Raw genomic sequence first — 18,559 nt, 5'->3', positions numbered from 1 at the left:
CTGGGCGGCTCTCCAACCCTGCTTGGTGCAGGCTGAAACGACACAAATGATCTTGTTGGCATGGTGGTTCCTTCGACATGTTGAGGTCGAAGGACCGGTAATTATCTGGAGTAAAATCATGACGAACCGACGCAATCCCGCGCCTCCGGCTGCGACGCTCGACATAAACTGCGACTGCAAAGAATACGTGGTCGATTACCTCACCAAAAGCTTCCCGGTTCGGTTGATGGCGGTGTTCACGGACGAGAATGGCAATGCCCGGTCCGAACCGATGAGTGATGAGAACGGTGCTCCTGTTCTCTGCCGTTCGGCGCTTGCCGCGCGCGATCGCATGATCGAACAGCTCTGTGCCTTGCCGCCGATCGCGACGGCGCTCGATGCGATCATCGAACGGTTCGGTGTCGATCAGGTGGCCGAAGTCACCGGTCGTACCCGCCGCCTGATCGTCGGACGCGATGGACGCCAGGTGCTCCAGTCGCGCTCTCCGCGCGCCAATGTCGCCGAGACGCGAGATTTTATGGACGGGACCAAACGAATTCTGGTTTTCTCCGATGCCGGTGGCACCGGCCGCAGTTATCATGCCGACCTTGCGGCAAAGAACCAGATGCGCCGGGTCCACTTCCTGCTTGAGCCGGGCTGGCGGGCCGATGCCGCAATCCAGGGCCTTGGTCGCACCAACCGCACCAATCAGGCATCGGCCCCTCTGTTCCGCCCGGTGACCACCGATGTGCGTGGCGAACGTCGGTTTATATCGACCATTGCACGTCGGCTCGACAGCCTCGGCGCACTGACCCGCGGGCAGCGCCAGACGGGTGGGCAGAACCTCTTCGATCCTGCCGACAATCTCGAGAGCACATACGCCAAGGAGGCGCTTCACCGCTGGTTCGGCCTGTTGTTCGAAGGCAAGCTGGAAGCCGTTACGCTTTCTCGGTTTGAGGAATTGAGCGGGCTCAGGGTCGAAGGGCCCGACGGCGCGATGGTAGATGATCTGCCAACAATCCAGCGCTGGCTCAATCGCATCCTCGCGTTGCCGATTGCTCTGCAAAACGGCATATTTGACGAGTTTCTCGGCCTCGTCGAAGCGCGGATAGATGCAGCACGCCAGGCCGGCACGCTCGACATTGGGGTCGAGACCATTGCGGTAGAGCATTACGAGGTGCTGACCGACACGCTACTGCGCACCGATGCGCTGTCGGGTGCGACTACACATCTCCTGGAACTTGAGATCGCTCGCGCGCTCAAGCCTTTGCGTCTCGAACGCCTCGAGGAGCTCTACGGCTTTTCAGGTTCGCGTCAGCAGCTTCTGCGTAATACGCGCTCAGGCCGGATCGGGCTGCTTGTCCCAGCGCGCAGCCTGCTCACAGACGAAGGTATGCGGGTGGCCCGCTTCGAGCTTGTCCGTCCCTTGAAGCATGGGCACATCACCGCCGATCAACTCGCGGAGAGCAACTGGGAAACGGTGGATCCAACCGAATTTCAGCGCCTGTGGCAGGCGGAGGTCGATGACGCCGCATCAAATCACAAGCGCGAGCGCCTGCATCTTGCAACCGGCCTACTGCTTCCGGTGTGGGACAAACTACCTTCCGACTATGTTCGGGTCAGCCGGATCTCGGCGCGAGACGGACGCTCGCTATTAGGTCGGGAGGTTCCGCTCCATTGCGTGCCTGAACTGTGCCAGGCGCTTGGGCTCGAAGACGAACATGACTTTTCGGCAGAGCAAATCGTCGATGCTGTGCTAGCAACAGGGCGACCGATGCAAATCAAAAGCCGCGAAGCGCTTACGCTCAAGCGCAGCCTCGTCAATGGCGCGCAGCGGCTCGAACTGACTGGTTGGTCGGCGTCGCGCCTCGACTGGTACAAGGCACATGGGTGCTTCACCGAGATCATACGCTATCAGACGCGGCTTTTCGTTCCGACGACGAGCGCGGTGGCGGTCTTGGCGGGACTTGTCGGATGAGGCACACCTATATTGCCAATTGGCATCTAAAGTGATATATGATGCCATATGGAGAATGCTCATGTTGGCACTGCAACCCGTTGATACCGTCCCCCACCCCTTCCGGCCCGATCCTATAACTCAGGAGGAAGCATCGGCGATGTTTCGCGCCGTGCTGAACTTGTTCGGCAAATGGGAACTCACAGACGAGCAGGCAGCGACTCTGCTCGACATGCCGGTTCGCTCCTACCGGCGATGGAAGGCTGAGGGTGCGGGCCGTGTCTCGCGCGATGGAGCGGCGCGGCTCTCCAACCTGATGGGTATCCACAAGGCGCTGAGGATCATCTTTTCCGAAGCCCAACGTGGCTACGCCTGGATCAAGGCAGGTAACGCCGCCTTTGCCGGAGCGAGTGCGCTCGACGTCATGCTTGGCGGCGAACTGACCGATATCATGCGGGTGCGTCGCTATCTTGATGCCGAACGTGGTGCCTGGTGATTGATCCCAAGGCGATTCCGGTTGCCCAGGTCGAGTGGAAAGGTGCTGTACGGATTATCCGCAGTGCCTTTCCACCGATCGACCTGTTCGAAGATATCGCAGACCCCGCAGATTGGCCACTGCTGATCTCTGCCGAGCAAAAAACCAATCCCCGCATCATGGCGACGATCGGCAATCTCGATCTAGTACCTGCTGACCGCCGGGTAGGGGGCAACGGCGCATCCTATCTGATGGCCCCGTTCACGCATGTCAGCATTGACCGGCCTAGTCGCTTCACCGATGGGACCTACGGCGTCCTATACGCGGGGGATGCATTCGAAACTGCGCTGTTCGAGACAATCCATCACCATGCCCGCTTCATGGCTCGCACTGTAGAAGCGCCAGGCTGGACCTCACAGTTCCGTGAGATCATCCTTTCGGTAAGCGCCGATTTTCACGATCTCAGGAGCCTTGCCGCAGGCGATCCCGCGCTTGATCCCGACAACTATGCTGCATCGCAAGCTCTCGCTGTTGCGCTCAAAGGGGACGGGGCCGAAGGTGTTGTCTATCCGAGCATCCGGCATTCGGGTGGTGAGTGTGTCGGATTGTTCTACCCGGATTGTGCATCCGACCCCACTCAGGGACGTCACCTCGACTACCACTGGGATGGAACGGGTGTCGATCTGGTTCGAGACGCGGGAACAGGTGCCGTGTTTCGAGTGGTGGACACTGACTGAAGATCCAACATCCGGCTTGCGCTGCGGCGACTCCGGCAACTTTGCGCCCCTCAAAGGTGTATCAAATAACCTGCACTTGGCCTTGAAAGCTGACATCAAATTGGCTCAAGATCGGGCGTTCTCGCGCTTTCGGTTGAATGCTTCTTTAATTCGCTCGGTCATTATGCCCCATGCCGTGCGCTTTCTGGCTAACGAAGCTCGCATGGAATGCAGAGATTTTTCACGCCAGCGTTCGTCAAGGCGCTCGTCATTTTGGAATGTATCGAGGACCGCTGAAGGATCGTTGCGCATGTGCTTGTGCGCCTTGCGGCCTACGATGTCGCTCGAAAGGTAATCATAGAGGGCTTGAAGAACGCCTGTAACGTGCTTGCCTTGGCCATTATCTAATTGCTCGAGAAGAAATTCGCGCAGAACAATTGGTGAAGCGTTGAGCTGATTAAGGGCCAGGTCGGTTTCCCTTTTGAGCTGGACAACGTTGGCTAGGCGGCTTTGCAGGCAATGAAAGGGATGCATTATTGGGACATGGAGCTCAGCCGTCCCTTCAGTCATCCTGACATTCATTCTTATCTGGATGGCTTGCTTCTTTAGCTTGGCGTCATCGACGCCCATGACATGCCAGAGAAAATCGATTTCAATCGGGTGCCCATCGATCTCAGCATGCACTATGGCCGTCTGCGGTGTGTGGTTGTCGGCGTCGGGGATGGCAACGGAACCACCAAGAGCGTTTGCAAGCTTTTCTGCGGCTTCGCGCTGACCAAAGTAGTCAATATCTTTGGATGTGTAGGGCCCGTAGGCATCGAGCTCGGCTACATGGCTGTAGCGCTCTGCCCACAGGTTGAGCGCTTGGCCTCCGACGATGAAGGCATCGTCACTCAATTTCAGGATGCTTGCTAGATCATAGACGATCTTGGCAGGTAGAACTGCTTGATTCAGGCGAAAGCCTCTTCGCAGATGATCGACGATTCGACGATGTCCAGCGAGGAGAAAAAACCATTGCGGGCACGCATCTCGTCGCGCGAAATACGGCCAGAACGCAGGTCGTCGGCGTCGGAAGCGCGTTGACGCTCCTTCTCCTGCTGGCGTTCCGCCGGGCTGTAGTAGCAAGCCTGCTGCATGGTTTTCTCCGTCAGTTGATATATTCTGCGGAAGGTTACCAGTCAATGAACTGTTTGATTCTGCCCTCGTTCCCTTTTCCTACCTAAGATCTCTGTTTCGCGTCACAGCATTGAAAGCGGCCTTGGCGTCACTCCTACCTAGCGGTGGAAACGCGTTTTCAAGAACTTGCTACGAAGGCCTCGGCACCGTATATTCTTGATATGTTCTCATGGCGGCGCCTTCGATGAAGACTCTCACGGACAACCAGCTGACTGGCGAGTTGGGTGAAACCGTAGTCAAAAGCAAGATTCTTGAGCTCGGCCACGTTTTCGAAGGCCGTGGGCGCCTGGAAACGGGCATCGATGGGACGATCGAATTTCGAGATCCCGTTACGCGCTCCATGACCGGTCTCACCGTCGCAGTTCAAGTGAAGACGACGAAGTCCACCAAATATGTCGGCGAAAGTGACGACGAGTTTGAATACAGCGTTCGCCAGCAGGATATCGATTATTGGAAGCGTTGCAGTCTCCCTGTCGCACTGATCCTCTACCGACAGGAAGACGGATCACTCTATTGGCGCGACGTTGAGGCTGGAGAGGAAGGGGATGAACGGCGCCTCAAATTTCGCAAGGATCGAGATCGCCTCGATTCCAGCTCGATCGAGCGCCTGGCTGCAATGGCAGTCCGCCGCGGTAAGGATGGCACATTCCTCCCATCGCTTCGAGTGGGCGAGCAAGCGCATCTAAATCTGATGCACGTCGGACTGCCTTCATCGATCTTCGTTGGCGAAAGTCCTTTTGCCTCGGGCCGTGACGCGGTTCCGGAGTTATTGCGCGCTGACGGCCATCACTTCGATTGGGTTATTCGCGGCCGCCGTTTTCTGTCCTTTCGCAATCCCGAAGGTACACCGCTCGAAGCGATTGTCGATATCGACACGGTCGAGGAAGTCGATACGGAAGACGTGTCGATTAGCGATGATCATGATGATGCGGTGATGATGATCGAACTGCTGCGCCGGACAATGGCTGAACAGTTCTCGGATATCCTCGCTTTCGACCGAAAAGCCCGGCTCTTCTATTTCAAGGCCGAAGAGAGGTATCAGCAGAGGCGATATTTCTATCGATCCCTGCGCGAAACGACATCCGCGACGGTCGTCCAAGTTTACGACTACAAGAAGGGAAAACGCAAAGGACAGGTCAACTACCTTCGCCACCACGCTTTCTCACCTCGCTTCCAGCAAATCGGAAGCAATTGGTTTCTATCGATTTCCCCAACCTTTGTGTTCACCGAAGACGGTTTCCGTCCTCATAGGTTCGCCTCCGATCTCCTTGCTGGGAAGAAGAGGCTCGATCGTAACGGATCGATACGCGGACAGATGATGATGTTCCGTTTTCTGCTTTCAGGAATTGATCTTCAGCCGCACGCGAAGTTCGATCTTTTTCAAGAAGCCGAGGAAGTCAGCCCGGTTCTGACATTCAACGTCGTTGAACCCGTAGCCATGGAAGCGGCCGTTCCTGAGAACGCTTGGTCCGAAACAGATCCGAACGCCAAACGGATGAAGGTTCAGGACGATGAGTCCACACAGGGCGAGTTGGGAGTAGGCGTGTGACATTCACATTCGAAACTCGCTGTATTCCCGAGCCAGATCTCGAATTTGGGGATGGCGGCCTGTTCCTCGACCCGCGTGTCGGATTGATGCGCCACGGCCCTCTGCAGCCAAAGCCTGGCGACCTGATTCGGATCGGAGTGGTAGGCACATCTGATACGGTCGATGGGTTTGCCAAATACATCGACCGCGCGATGCAAGGTATCCCGAGCGACAATGAAAAACTGGGGAATTTGCATCCAGATTTCCCCGGGCTTGGAAACCAGAACCCCTTTCGCTGCCGCTTCGAAGTGCCTCGGGAAGCCTGCCAGACGGTTCTTCAATCCGAGATAAAGAGGATTGTTGCGATAAGGAACCACGAGGAAGCGGTTCGCGCCGCTGTCGATCTGCTGATCGCGCAGGCGCGCATTTTGCTTGAGGGCACTTCGCGTCCCGAGGTGATCGTCATCGCCCTACCGAAAGTTCTGATCGAAAAGGTGGTCAACGCACGTAGCATCGTGTCCGAAGATGATGATGACGATGATGAGGAGGAAGCCGGCCCTACCGAGCTCAATTTCCGTGATCTGTTCAAGGCAAAGGCGTTGAGCCTTAGCGTGCCGACGCAGATTGCTTGGCCTTCGGTCTGGGATGACGCCTTCAAGCTTTCCAGGAAGATGAAAACCACTGAGCGCAAGGTGCAAGGCCCAGCTACGCGGGCTTGGAACCTGCTCAACGCGATTTTCTACAAGGCCGGTCGCGTGCCGTGGCGTCTACCCAAATCCGACGGATATGAAACATGCTATCTTGGTATCGGATTTTATCGGGACCTGGACGGCCATCGGCTTTGGACAAGCACCGCTCAGATGTTTGACGAGCGGGGTAAAGGGCTGATCCTTCGCGGAGCGAGGGCTCGTACTGATCGGCCAGGAAAGCACCCCTATCTGGCCCGCGCAGATGCTTGCGATCTCGTCAAGCGCTCGCTTGAGACTTATTTTGAGCATCACCGCACGATGCCGGCCCGGATCGTCATTCTGAAGACGTCCCGCTTCGAGAATAGCGAATCTCGTGGCTTCGCAGAAGCTATCGAAGAGATGCGCGTCGCCATGACTGATATGGTTTGGGTATCGGAAGGTGGCCATGTAGCCCTCTTCCGGGAAGGTGATTACCCCGCGCTCAGGGGGAGCTTCGTCCGCATTGGAAACGACGGCATCCTCTACACGCGGGGTAGCGTCCCATACTACGGCACCTACCCGGGCGCACGAATGCCCAACGCACTACAGCTTCGGCCCTATGAATGTGAAACCTCGCTGGACGAAATAGCTACCGAAATCCTTGCCTTAACCAAGATGAATTGGAACTCGACCCAATTCGATCACGCACTTCCCATCCCCATCCGAGCAGCGCGGGAAGTCGGACGGGTTTTGAAGCACGTTAGCTATGCCGAGCGAGATCAGCCCGACTTTCGCTATTACATGTGAAGGCTGGCACGAGTTGGGGCTGCGGCCAATTCGTTACTAGCTGTCTGACATCTACCCTTCATTCTCCCTCGCCATGTCTCAGTTTACGTATTTTCGCCGGAGGAGTGCGAGCAGGTCATCCGCTAGACGGCTGCGTTCGGCCCGCAATTCCATGCGTGTCCGGTCTGCCCGGGTGGGCAGGATAAGCGCGTTCTTCCTGGTCGCCGCGTGCGGCACGTCGTTGTGAGCCGTCCTCAGTTCGAACCTCCCGTGGTGAAAGGAGGAAACGCACACGCCCGTCGACGTGAGCTTTCTGGCATTTCGCTCTCAATTACGGGCCGACCGCAATCGGCCCACCCGCGGTCATAGAGAGGGAAGGGGGCTTGCTTCTGTTTGAGCCGAATGGGCGTCGAAGGTCGATGCCCGTGCTCATATTCAGGAGTATGTTCCATGATCAAGTCGATCCCGCTGGCCAAGTTGGTCCAGTCCCCTCGCAATGTGCGCCGTCACGGTGACCCAGCCGCAGATTCCGAACTGAAAGCGAGCATCGCAGCCCATGGGTTGTTGCAGAACCTCATCGTTCGGCCTGCTGCTCGTGGCAAATTCGAGGTCGAAGCCGGAGAGCGCCGCCGGTGCGCCTTGCTGGCGCTTGCCGAAGAGAAAGTCCTTCCGAAGGGCTACGAGGTTATCTGCCTCGTGCTTGATGACGATGCGGAAATCGCAGTCGAAACGAGCCTGGCCGAGAACTTCCATCGCCTCGCGATGAACCCCGCCGACGAAGCGCAGGCGTTCGCTGCCCTTATTGACGCTGGTGCCTCGACGGAAGATGTCGCGCGCAGGTTCGGACTGACGGTCCGCTTCGTCGAAGGCCGGCTGCGTCTCGCGACCCTCGCGCCTGTCGTCTTCGATGCTCTGGCATCCGGTGAAATCACTCTCGATCTCGCCAAAGCTTTCGGCGCGACCTCCGACCGGGAAATTCAGGCTCGCGTCTATGAACAGGCGTCTTCGGGTTATTATGCGCCCAGCGCCGACAGCATCCGGCGCATGGTGCTCTCTGGCACGGTTCGCGGCAGCGACGCCCGAGCCCGTCTTGTTGGCCGCGACGCCTATATCGCTGCAGGTGGCCGGATCGAACGCGAACTCTTCGACGACGATGACAGCGAGTCCTGGGTCGATGTCGCGCTTCTGGAAACCCTCGCCTCGGAGGAGATGGAGAAACGCGCCAAGTCGCTCGCAGCAGAGCAGGGCCTTGCCTGGGTCAAGCCGACGCTTGACGCCTATGCCAGTCACGATCTCGTCGAAGGCCTCATTCGCCTTCCGGCCGAGTCGGCTCCGTTGACTGACGCCGAACTGGCCCGCCTTGACGAGCTCGATGCCTCGTACGACGAGCATGCGGCCATTCTTGAGGACGAAGACAGCGCCGAAGAAGCAGTTGCCGCGGCCGAGGCTTCGATCGAAGCGATCGAACGCGAATGCCAGGACATTCGGGCAAAGCCCCCGGAGCTGGCGCCCGAACTGAAGGCCGATGCCGGAATGATCCTCGTTCTCTCGCGCGACGGCACACCGGTCCTCCAGCCGGTGTTCTACGGCGAGCGCGATATCGAAGTCGTTGGTGACGACGATGTCGTCGAAGTCGTGGCGAGTGTCGGCAGTGATGGCAAACGCCGTGCAGCGCTTTCCAAGCGTCTGGTCGACGAACTTGCGATGCAACGTCGGGACGTGCTCGCGCTCCACGTGGCATCGGATCCCGGCCTTTCGCTCGACATCATGGTCTTCACCCTCGCGGATGCCGACACCCACGACTGGCGGTCACGCGCGGCCACGACCCTGCGTGGCGGCGTCCCTGCGGGTCCGATTGTCGGGTTCGAAGCGAAGGATGCGCCTGCAAGCGCATCCCTTGCGGACCTGCGCTCGGGTCTCGATGAGAGTTGGCGATCTGGCGAAGACGCTTCGTCGCGCTTCAAGATGTTTCGGGCACTCGCCGATGAAAGCCGCGCAGCATGGCTCGGCTTCGTCGTCGCTCGCACGCTCGAGGCGAGCCTCAACATGGCAGGCGAACGTCAGATCACGTTTCAGGATCATCTGGGCAGCACGATCGGCATTGACATGGCGCAATGGTGGCGTCCGACCGCGGCAAACTACTTCGACCGCGTCTCAAAGCAGGTCATCCTTGATGCGCTCACCGATGTTGGCGGTTTGGAACTGTCCTCACGCTTCGCATCGGTGAAAAAGGGCGATCTTGCGATGAGCGCCGAGCGCGTCTTCGCGGGGACCTACATCACCGAGGTCGAAGTTCGGGAAAGGGCCCTCGCCTGGGTGCCTGAAGTCATGCGTTTTGCCGACCAGCCGGAAATTCCTGCCGATAACGAAGCGCAAAGTCCCGACGCGGATTTCGTCGCCAACGACGACAATCAGCCTCCGAGCGAGCTGGCCGCCTGACCTCCTCCTGACAGGAACGGCTGCTCGCCACCGTGAAGCGGTCCTCCGGCACATGCCGGGGGGCCGCTTCCTTCATGGAAAGAGAGCGGAGGGGGCTCCGGGATCTCCGGCACTGACCGACGGAACTGTCGTCAGGCCATTTCAGGAGATCCAACATGGCCTATCGCAAGGGACAAAGCGGCGCAGTGTCGCCTGCTACCCGTATCACCCAGGAAATCATCGCACGCCTCGAGTCAGGCACGAAGCCGTGGATCAAGCCATGGCGCGGTGTGCCAGTCTCGCGCCCATTGCGGGCGTGCGGCATCCCTTATCGCGGCATGAATGTATTCTGGCTCTGGATGGTTGCCGACATGTGCGGTTACGCCTCGCCGTTCTGGATGACCTACAATCAGGCCAAAGAACTGGGCGCACAGGTGCGCAAGGGTGAAAAATCCACCATCGCCATCTTCTACAAGAGCTACACCAAGGAAGTCGAAGCCCCCGAAACCGGCGAAAAAACCGACGAAAATCGTCGTGTGCTGAAGGCCTATCCGGTTTTCAATGCTGATCAGGTCGAAGGTCTGCCGGAACGTTTCCATCCCGCCGCGACGCTTGAGGTGGTAGAGCCCGAGGGCCGTCAGGCTGAACTCGACTCATTCTTTGCCCGTATTCCGGCCGTGCTGCGGCATCAGGGCGACGAAGCCTATTATGAGCCAGTGGCTGACCGGGTGACAATGCCGCCCGCGCATCTCTTCTCGGGCTTCGACCACTATTACGCGACGCTCGCGCACGAGCTGTCGCATTGGACCGGCCATGCCAGTCGCCTCGACCGCAATCTCAAGAATCGATTTGGTTCTGCAGCTTACGCTGCCGAGGAACTCATTGCCGAACTTTCGAGCGCTATGCTTGGCGCTGAACTCGGTCTGCCAGTCACCCACCTCGATAGCCATGCCAGCTATATCGAGCACTGGCTCAAGCTCCTGAAGCAGGATGACCGTGCCATTCTCACCGCTGCCGCGAAGGCTGAGGAAGCATCAAGGCTTTTGCTCAGACTCGGAGGACGGATCTCTGCCGATGATACCGACGAAGCGTCTGCCGACGCTGCGTTGGCCGCCTGAAGGAGGGTGTCATGGGCCGATCGGTCAGTTACCCCAACGGGGCCATTGTCGCCTTCACTGTGCTCGAAGTCGAAAACGACGACGACTGGGACTTCGAATATGAGTGGCTCCGCGAGGATCTGCGTGAGCGCGCAGGGCAGGCATTCCCTTCCCTGATCGCGCACGACGGTTGGCGAGGCCGCGAAGACCGCATCCTCATGCGCAATGCCTATGCAGATTTCGGCGTGTCGGTTTACGCCGGCCTGGTTGCGGTATGGATCGTCGAGCGTGACGATGGCGCCTATTGGGATGCCGATTGGCGCACGGCCAGATCGCCCAGAGCACAACGCTGGCTGTCCCAGATCGCCCCGCGTTTTGATGCGTTGTTCGGCGACTACGTCTGCCTCGGTCACATGTCGAACGGTGAAGGCGTTTACGCAAAACGGGTGGCCTGAATGCGCCAGTCACTTTGACCGTGGCGAGGTGCCTGCCCTCCCTGACGAAGCTTGCTTTTGCACTCATGGTCTGAAGCCATGCGAGAAAGGCCCTGGGCCAGCCGCCAGTCTTCCGCAACCCGGCTTGCGCAGGCCCGAGTTGGCCCGGCCCTGTGGGCCGTTGGCCTGCCCGCGCCAGCCTGCCCAAGCGGGTTTCCCCTGTCGGGTGCGGAGACTGCCTCAAGCTGGCCCTGACGGGCTCTCGCTGGCGCAGCCATGAGCGGGTGCGTCAGCCTCACGCCAGTCAGGAGGACAATACCCATGCACTCATCATTTTCTGACCAACTTGCCGGCCTCGATCTTTCCGGTTTTTCGATTGGTCCTGCCCCAGTTTCCACCAATGATTTTCCAGTCCACGATGCGGTCGTCCAGACGCTCGAAGCGGTCTGGTCCGATCTATTTGCGATGGTCTCTGGGACTGCGCTGGAGGCCGATGCCGAGGACCTCGGCTGGGCGTTCGTCAACATCTTCCACCGTTCCGCGACCCGCAAATCGACCGCAGTTGACCGCGCAACCGACGAAGTCCGAGCGCTCCTGGCCACTGCCGATGGATCCGAAATTCATACCCATGAACTCGAGACCCAGGTTGAGCGTGCGCAGTGTGCCGAAGGGGCCATGATCGCTCTCGAAGAGATGCGCGAAGTGGCCGCTGCCCTCTATCTCAACGAATTCGGCTCCTCGTGGAAGCCCGTGTCGAGTTCGCGCTTCAATCACAGCGCCATGCTGACTTCCACGCTTGTCGAGGGGCGCGAGTTCGTCCGAGCCCGGTCCGAAGCCAAGCGCCGCGCCGCCATGCCAGAAGGTACGCCGGTGATATTTGCCGGTGGCCGCACACGCCATCCAAACGAGCAGGACGCTCTCACTTTTGCCAACAACGTCTGGGCTACTCTGGACAAGGTTCACGACCGGGTTCCTGACATGGTTCTTGTCCACGGCGGTGATACCAAGGGCGTTGACCGTTTGGCATCTTCATGGGCGGAACGACGCAACATCCCGCAAATCAGCTTCTCTCTCGACATGCGCCTGGGGGCACGCGCAGGCTTCAAGCGCAACGAGCGTATGCTCTCGCTTGACCCCCGTTATGTCGTCGCCTTTCCCGGAAACGGGGTCCTGGAGCGCCTCGTCATCGAAGCGAAATCCCGTCGGATTACCGTCGTCGATCGCCGCGGTCCGCTTGGAACTTCTCCCAAGCGCGCGGCTCAGGCTACCGACTGATGCGTCCGGCATCGCGCCAGCGCCATCGGCGCTGGCGCAGCCCGTCAGAGGAAAGAGATCGCCTGATATCGTGGGCAAGACGATCGGTTCTTGCCCGCACATTGCAGGAGAAATCTCATGACTGATTTTCAGGCAATCATGGCGGACTTTACTGTCCGCCAGGCCGAACGCGCGGCGCAGGCACAAAGTGAAATCCAACGGCTCAAGGCAGCTATCATTGCCCCGCTGCGGAATGCCGAAATTGCCCGCGTAGAAATCCGTTTCGATGGGTGCGGCGACAGCGGTGCGGTCGAAGAATGCGTCTTCTCTGACGCCGTCGGGGCGAGTGTTCCGTGTCCCGAAGTTACGATCGACTGTGCTGGAGAAGGCGACGACCAGAGCCTCAATTCCGCCATCGAACAACTGACCTCCCTTGCTCTCGAACGCCATCATCCCGGATGGGAAATCAATGATGGTGCTTGCGGCGAACTGATCATCGACGTGGCTACGCCGAGCTTCGTTCTGGACTGCCAGCTGCGTTACACGGCGACCGACGACCATTCGACTGATCTCTAGGAGAAGTGCGATGGCTCATTGCTATTATCACGCCCTATCGTCGGTTCGGAAATGGGGAGGGGTGGTGGAAGATTACCTGCCGCTCCACCAATGGTTTGACCAGTCGAAGGCGATCTTTGCTGATCCGCGGCACCGGGCCCTTCGGCACCATGCCGAAGGCATATTCATGCTCGAAACGCTGTTCGGGCCTACTATCGTCAACGCCGACAGCCCTGTTGTGCCCGTTCGCCTTGTAGGCGAGCAGCACGTCCGCGAGGACTTGGGTACGATTCCTTCTTTTGCGGATTGGGGGCGCCTCATCACACCCCAAGACTGGATGTTGCGGGGTCAACGTCTGGACGAGCCTATGCCGCTTGGCGCTGTCGAGACTGGTGCTGGCGGTGCGTTTTCAGGAGGTCATTCGTCGTCTTCGGGACGAGCTTTCGTAGTCGAGATATGAGGTCGCCTTCGAGGAAGGCGATGTCAGGGGGCACGTCGCAGTCCGCTAACGCGAAAAGTCATGGCTTGGCCTGTGCAATGCACTCGGGACCAACCCGGCCTGTAAGCAAACCTTTCCTGAAGCATCCCCGTCGAGACGCGCAACCCCGATCAGGTACGGCCGAGTTGCCGGGCTGCGCCCGGCTGCCCGCACCACCCGAACCAGATCGAGGTTTCCCTTCGGTGCGCTTCGCCGTGGCCGCTTCCTAGTCGGGTTTGCAGCCGGGATGGACCCGGAATGCTCGATCAGGAGAAAGACCATGACCAATCTCGTTATCCTCGTTGGCCGCATCGCTCGCGACCCCGAAACCCGCACTACCCAGGGCGGCACCAACATCACCTCGATCTCGGTCGTCACCGACCGTCCCGCCCGCAAGGACGGCAAGACCTACAAGGACGAAAACGGCTACACCGCCAAGGACAGCGAATTCCACCGCGTGACCTGCTTCAACGGTCTCGGCCAGAACGTCGCCAAGTACTGCACCAAGGGCCAGCTCGTGACGGTCGAGGGGCGCATCCACTATACGCAGTGGGAAGACCAGGACGGCACCAAGCGCTACGGCTGCGAGATCATCGCCGACAAGGTGGACTTCCTCACCAAAGGCCGAGCGTCGAACAATGAAGGTGCGCCCGACATCGATGAGGACTGAGCGCCTCCCGCAAACGACAAGGCTCCGATGGTTCGCGCCATCGGGGCCTTTTTTTTGTGCTCGCAGGCGTGAACGGCGGGGCGGGGCAACGAGCCCACACCCCGCCGCGGTTGAAGTGTCAGGCGGGGGAGAGCCTTTTGAGAGCATCGTCGATCCCGATGGTGAGCGATGCGCGGATGAGCTGCTTCAGTTGCGCAGGTTCGATAGTCTCGGCTCCGCATTCGAGAAGAACCTTGCCCAGTTCGCCGGCTGCTTCCTCGCGCAGCCTGGCCTCCTGTGCGTCGAGTTCTTCGCGCTGCTCGCGCAGCTTCTTGAGCGCATTACGCGCGCTCGGTTTGGACCTGGCCATCAGATTGTCCTTTCGCTGGCCGTTGGTCCCCTCCACGCGCGACAGTGCCAGCGTGGAGCCATGTAGGAAAACGGTTTTTGCCGCGATGCCAGTGCTTTTTACGCTGACGTTGGAGAGGTCTCTCTCGCAGAAAGTCCAAGTGTGATGCGGGCTTTGGGGCCGCGTCAAGGACGACGGGGCCCCACCATTTTTACCGGTCAAGCCCGGCAAAAATCGTTTCCCCCATCGCCGCTTCGCGGCCGCGCTATGCGCGGTCCCTGACCCGGCCCGTCACCCACATCCTCGCAGCTCCTGATGCGACGCATCGAACATCAGGAGGAAAGATCATGTACGCTTCACTGAATATCGCGCAGGGTTCATTCCAGGCAGATCAGGCAGCTTTTCTTGCCGCACTCGACAAGGCTCATGCCCGGTCCCTTCACAGCTACTTCACCCAATATGTCCTGACCGATGGTGAGGCAGGTTACATCGCGGTCGATGAGGGCGATTACGGCGCACTGCCCAAGGCCATGCTGGACCGGGTCATCGACACTGTGCCCGGAAAGCTGAGCGATGAATTCTGAGGCTACACACAAGGAGGAAGTCCGTCAGGGCTTCCTCCTTTCTTTTTGCTCGGGTCCCGTATTGTCGCTCCCGTAGGTATCGCGCGAGCATTCCCGGCAGCATCAGCCCTCGGCGTGCAACGCATCGAATTTCTCGAGCCGATCGGGCATGTCGAGTACCTTCATGGCCGCTGCTGAAAGGGCCTCGGCCTTCGTCGGAAAGGCTTCTGCCGAACTGATCGACACGCCGTCGGAATAGGTCACGGTTGCCTGGAAACCATTGCCTTTGGGTGTCGCGCTCAGTGTTACGTCCGCCATAGCCATGCTCCCTGTGGGATGCCCGCGACACCATTCTTCCTGCCGGCGGACTCGATCAATCTTTAACACAATCGGCAATCGAGCGGCATGGTATTCATCCCTTGGTCTTGGGATTTTAAAACCGCCGATCCCGTGCTGGTCATGACACTGGAACCTACCCTCTAAGCTGGGGACGGAAGAGCACACCGTACGCGACAAATCGCAAGCGGGAGGCGGTAAAAAAGATTGTAAAGACAGCGTGTTGATGGATTTTTGCAAAAATGGCAGCTTCTCAATCAGAAATGATTGGTCGCCAATTCGCCAATCGGATTCGATTGAATGCAGTGAGAAATGGCGCATTCCTGCGCATCTCGCATGTTCTTGACATGTTCTCGTTTCTGATTTAGACAATAACCGCCTTTCGCAGTGCGTTCCGGGCTCCTGACCACAAGGAGTCCGTGCATGACACGGCCAAAATCTCTCCAGGTACATGTCACCGTCGAGCTCGCTGAGCGGGTTCGTGCTGCAGCAAAGCGGCGCGATATCAGCGTCAGCGAATGGATCCGGTCGCTGCTTTCGCAGGCATGCGAAAATGATGATCTTGCATCCAAGCTCGAAACATCGGTGGACCGCGTCAGCCGTCAATCAGTGTTCACAATGGTCGGCGTCGATGCCCTTCTCGCAGGGCATGCCGATCACGGTCTGCGTGAGCGAGCCCATCAAGCCTACGCGCGCAAATGCAAGGAACTGGGGCTCTCCGTAAACGCCGGCGAGGGAGGTTCCGATGAAGCGTAACCTCGTCAACTTCACGCGCGGAAGCCAGCTGCTCGGGCACTTCAGCTTCATGTTTGCAGCAGGTCTCAAGGGGCCGCTGATCATCGCCGCCATCGGCATTTCCTGGACTAGCTGGTGGACCATTTCGGCAGGGCTGAGCGATCACGAAACCTACCTCGTATGGATGCGAATTTATGCAGCCATCTACGGCTTCATGGAGTTCGATCCGGCCAAACAGGTTGCACTCGAAACAGGGTTTGGAGGAACCGTCCAGCTCCCCATCATCATGCTCGATGCCTATCCGCCGGTGATCCGTGCGTGGGATCATCTGCTGGACTTGCTGGGCGATGCACTGGTGCGTTCGGCCTTGCTTCTCGTGCCGGCCTTCGTGCTGTTCTACTGGTTCGCAGCGCGCTTCGGCAGCCGTTCGAAAGAGCGCAAGCATGAGCGCGGTGCCATGCTCGTGACATTACCGGAACTGGTCGACGAGCTGCGCGGGCACAACCAGCGCGAGCGCGCCCGAGAGCTTTCGAGCGCCATGGGTTGGAAGTGGCATCTGTGTTCGCCCAAGGAATTGTCTGCGGCATTTCCATACCGGCCCTCGCATCTTGCGACGGTTGTCTATCCCTGGCGGCTCGAACAAAGCCACGCCATGCTCATCGGAACTACCGGCATGGGCAAGACTGTCGCCATGTCGGACATGATTGCCGAAGCCCGCGCCAAGGGACAGCGCTGCGTCGTCTTCGACCTCACCGGCGCTTTTGTCGAACACTTCTACCAGGCCGACCGGGACATCATTCTGAACCCGCTCGACGCGCGCTGTCCGCAATGGAGTCTCTTTGACGAATGCCGCACCGAAGGTGAGTTCTGGGCGGCAGCGGAAGCCCTCGTGCCCCATGATGGGGGCGGGGAGGCGCAGTTCTGGGTTATCGCAGCGCGTGCGCTGTTCGTCGAATTCTGCCTCAAACTGGTGGCCGAAGGGCGGGGCACCAATGCTGCGCTTGCCCGCGAGCTGATGACCGCTGATCTCTCGCGGGTCCACGCCATGATGCGAGGCACGATCGCCGATCCCCTGACTGCTCCTGAAGCCGCGCGTATGGCGGAATCGATCCGGGCAGTGTTCAACGTGAACGCCAAGGCGCTGAAGCTCCTGCCCACTTCCGGGCACCGCTTTTCGGTCCGCGACTGGATCGAGGAGGGCGCCCATGACGACGAAGGCACTAACGCCAAAAGAAGTGGCTCGATGGTCTTCATCTCCGCGCGCTACGTCGACATGAGCGTATGCGCGCAGCTGCTCACGCTGTGGCTCGATACGGCAATGAATACGCTGATGACGATGCCGCGCACCAAGGACCTCAAATGCTGGTTCTTCATCGACGAGCTGGGCGCGCTTCACCGGCTCCCCGCTCTCGAAAAAGGCCTGCAGACAGCGCGCAATTTCGGCGGCGCGATCGTCACCGGCATCCATGCCTATGCCAAGCTCAAGGAGGTCTACGGTGAGAACATGGCGATGACGCTTGCATCGCTTGCCCGGACCAAATTGATCCTCGGTACGGCAGACCGCGAGACCGCCACCTGGTGTTCCGACTTCATCGGGCATCGCCAGGTTCGCGACATGGAAGAAGGCTACACCTATGGCTACAACAATGCTCGCGACGCTGTCAGCCTGACGCCGCGCAAGCATATCGAGCCTTTGCTGCTGCCCGACCAGTTGATGAACCTGCCGCGCCTGTCAGGCTTCATCAAATTCCCCGACGGCTTTCCAGCAGCGCCGGTCCGTCTGAAGCCGATAGACCGGGAAAGAATCGCGCATGTCTTCGTCGGTCGGGCCAAGGATCGAGAGCCAATCCGGCAGGTCGAGGGCAAGAGTGAAGGCGACGAGACGGCTGCCAATCCGCCCGCAAGTCAGAGCGAACATCCCTCGTCGAACGATGACGGGGCGGGCAAGCCCGTCGTACCAAAGCAAGGTACTCTTCCACTAGAGTCGGCAGTGGATGTTGATGCCAAGCAATCACGCCAGCGGGTGGCGAAACAGGCCGAAAAGGACGTTCTCGACGACACCAGGAAGGTGTCAGGTAAGTCCAGTCTTCGGCGACGATCGTCGCCCGAAGGGCGCGCGGCAACGCCGCGCAATTCCCGTCCGCTGCTGCCGACGAATGCGACGCTCCGCAAAGGCGATCATCCCGATGAGAAGGATCCATCCAATAGCGTGAAGGAGGGACGCCGAAGCGACTTACCGCGGTCCAATCCGCCCTCGGACAAGCCGCAAGCCGTCGATCGGATAGCCCAGCGCCAGCGAGAGACAGAAGCCCGCAAGCTCATGCTCGAAGACGGCGTTCCCGAGCAGGATCAGCCATCGCACGAAGGGCCCGATCTCGGCGATTTTGAACTGTGATGCACGAGGCA

Annotated in this window: 20 protein-coding genes; 16 read left to right on the top strand and 4 right to left on the bottom strand. The window is 59.2% G+C overall.

Features of this window, described 5'->3' with window-relative positions; genetic code table 11:
- The first annotated feature begins 271 nt into the window (after window positions 1–271).
- From JI59_RS05175 to JI59_RS05165, 3 genes are all read left to right on the top strand, one after another.
- Window positions 272–1,957 (top strand): strawberry notch C-terminal domain-containing protein, encoded by a 1,686-nt coding sequence (locus tag JI59_RS05175; RefSeq protein WP_420845486.1) that lies wholly within the window; start codon window positions 272–274, stop codon window positions 1,955–1,957.
- A gap of 61 nt (window positions 1,958–2,018) precedes the next feature.
- On the top strand, window positions 2,019–2,432 hold the full coding sequence (locus JI59_RS05170; protein WP_038577047.1) for an MbcA/ParS/Xre antitoxin family protein: 414 nt from the start codon (window positions 2,019–2,021) through the stop codon (window positions 2,430–2,432).
- Window positions 2,429–3,148 (top strand): RES family NAD+ phosphorylase, encoded by a 720-nt coding sequence (locus JI59_RS05165; protein WP_007013848.1) that lies wholly within the window; start codon window positions 2,429–2,431, stop codon window positions 3,146–3,148. The genes JI59_RS05170 and JI59_RS05165 overlap by 4 nt, the downstream gene beginning before the upstream one ends.
- Before the next feature lie 105 nt (window positions 3,149–3,253).
- Here JI59_RS05165 and JI59_RS05160 read toward each other — a convergent pair whose 3' ends face one another.
- Together JI59_RS05160 and JI59_RS05150 are read right to left on the bottom strand one after the other, a co-directional pair.
- Complete coding sequence (locus tag JI59_RS05160) at window positions 3,254–4,024, bottom strand: hypothetical protein (protein WP_007013850.1); 771 nt, start codon at window positions 4,022–4,024, stop codon at window positions 3,254–3,256.
- A 53-nt stretch (window positions 4,025–4,077) separates the two neighbouring features.
- Window positions 4,078–4,263 carry a hypothetical protein gene (locus JI59_RS05150; RefSeq protein WP_007013849.1) on the bottom strand — a complete coding sequence of 62 codons (186 nt, stop codon included), beginning with the start codon at window positions 4,261–4,263 and terminating at the stop codon, window positions 4,078–4,080.
- A 224-nt stretch (window positions 4,264–4,487) separates the two neighbouring features.
- On the opposite strand from JI59_RS05150, the gene JI59_RS05145 reads away from it, so the two are divergent.
- The 10 genes from JI59_RS05145 to JI59_RS05100 all read left to right on the top strand — a co-directional run bounded on the left by JI59_RS05145 (window position 4,488) and on the right by JI59_RS05100 (window position 14,191).
- Window positions 4,488–5,852: a DUF4365 domain-containing protein gene (locus JI59_RS05145; protein WP_160289725.1), complete on the top strand. Its 1,365-nt coding sequence runs from the start codon at window positions 4,488–4,490 to the stop codon at window positions 5,850–5,852.
- Window positions 5,849–7,306 (top strand): argonaute/piwi family protein, encoded by a 1,458-nt coding sequence (locus tag JI59_RS05140; protein ID WP_007013852.1) that lies wholly within the window; start codon window positions 5,849–5,851, stop codon window positions 7,304–7,306. Before JI59_RS05145 ends, JI59_RS05140 begins: the two co-directional genes overlap by 4 nt.
- 429 nt (window positions 7,307–7,735) lie before the next feature.
- Complete coding sequence (locus JI59_RS05130; RefSeq protein ID WP_007013853.1) at window positions 7,736–9,724, top strand: ParB/RepB/Spo0J family partition protein; 1,989 nt, start codon at window positions 7,736–7,738, stop codon at window positions 9,722–9,724.
- A gap of 155 nt (window positions 9,725–9,879) precedes the next feature.
- Window positions 9,880–10,821, top strand: a complete 942-nt coding sequence (locus tag JI59_RS05125; protein WP_007013854.1) for an ArdC family protein — start codon at window positions 9,880–9,882, stop codon at window positions 10,819–10,821.
- Between the two features lie 11 nt (window positions 10,822–10,832).
- A complete protein-coding gene (locus tag JI59_RS05120; RefSeq protein WP_007013855.1) occupies window positions 10,833–11,255 on the top strand; it encodes a hypothetical protein in 423 nt (140 codons plus the stop codon).
- A 152-nt stretch (window positions 11,256–11,407) separates the two neighbouring features.
- Window positions 11,408–11,575: a hypothetical protein gene (locus JI59_RS27310; protein WP_203226086.1), complete on the top strand. Its 168-nt coding sequence runs from the start codon at window positions 11,408–11,410 to the stop codon at window positions 11,573–11,575.
- Complete coding sequence (locus JI59_RS05115) at window positions 11,556–12,509, top strand: DUF2493 domain-containing protein (RefSeq protein ID WP_007013856.1); 954 nt, start codon at window positions 11,556–11,558, stop codon at window positions 12,507–12,509. Before JI59_RS27310 ends, JI59_RS05115 begins: the two co-directional genes overlap by 20 nt.
- A 117-nt stretch (window positions 12,510–12,626) precedes the next feature.
- Window positions 12,627–13,064: a DUF6878 family protein gene (locus JI59_RS05110; RefSeq protein WP_007013857.1), complete on the top strand. Its 438-nt coding sequence runs from the start codon at window positions 12,627–12,629 to the stop codon at window positions 13,062–13,064.
- Window positions 13,065–13,074: 10 nt separating this feature from the next.
- A complete protein-coding gene (locus JI59_RS05105; RefSeq protein ID WP_038575579.1) occupies window positions 13,075–13,503 on the top strand; it encodes a DUF6915 family protein in 429 nt (142 codons plus the stop codon).
- 298 nt (window positions 13,504–13,801) lie between these two features.
- Window positions 13,802–14,191: a single-stranded DNA-binding protein gene (locus JI59_RS05100; protein WP_038575578.1), complete on the top strand. Its 390-nt coding sequence runs from the start codon at window positions 13,802–13,804 to the stop codon at window positions 14,189–14,191.
- 118 nt (window positions 14,192–14,309) lie between these two features.
- On the opposite strand, the gene JI59_RS05095 is transcribed toward JI59_RS05100, so the two are convergent.
- Window positions 14,310–14,540 (bottom strand): DUF6437 family protein, encoded by a 231-nt coding sequence (locus tag JI59_RS05095; RefSeq protein WP_038577042.1) that lies wholly within the window; start codon window positions 14,538–14,540, stop codon window positions 14,310–14,312.
- Window positions 14,541–14,866: 326 nt separating this feature from the next.
- Here JI59_RS05095 and JI59_RS05090 point away from each other — a divergent pair, with 326 nt between their 5' ends.
- Window positions 14,867–15,103, top strand: a complete 237-nt coding sequence (locus JI59_RS05090; protein WP_007013860.1) for a hypothetical protein — start codon at window positions 14,867–14,869, stop codon at window positions 15,101–15,103.
- Between the two features lie 102 nt (window positions 15,104–15,205).
- Here JI59_RS05090 and JI59_RS05085 read toward each other — a convergent pair whose 3' ends face one another.
- Window positions 15,206–15,400: a dsRNA-binding motif domain-containing protein gene (locus tag JI59_RS05085; protein ID WP_007013862.1), complete on the bottom strand. Its 195-nt coding sequence runs from the start codon at window positions 15,398–15,400 to the stop codon at window positions 15,206–15,208.
- Window positions 15,401–15,841: 441 nt separating this feature from the next.
- Between JI59_RS05085 and JI59_RS05080 the strand changes: the two genes are divergently transcribed.
- Both JI59_RS05080 and JI59_RS05075 read left to right on the top strand, forming a co-directional pair.
- The gene (locus tag JI59_RS05080; RefSeq protein ID WP_007013863.1) at window positions 15,842–16,174 is read left to right on the top strand and encodes a ribbon-helix-helix protein, CopG family; all 333 of its coding nucleotides are present in this window, start codon (window positions 15,842–15,844) and stop codon (window positions 16,172–16,174) included.
- On the top strand, window positions 16,164–18,548 hold the full coding sequence (locus JI59_RS05075; protein WP_007013864.1) for a type IV secretion system DNA-binding domain-containing protein: 2,385 nt from the start codon (window positions 16,164–16,166) through the stop codon (window positions 18,546–18,548). Before JI59_RS05080 ends, JI59_RS05075 begins: the two co-directional genes overlap by 11 nt.
- Window positions 18,549–18,559: the final 11 nt, after the last annotated feature.

The organism is Novosphingobium pentaromativorans US6-1 (genome assembly GCF_000767465.1).
Taxonomy (GTDB): domain Bacteria; phylum Pseudomonadota; class Alphaproteobacteria; order Sphingomonadales; family Sphingomonadaceae; genus Novosphingobium; species Novosphingobium pentaromativorans.
This window is presented reverse-complemented; position numbering and strand designations above follow the sequence as displayed.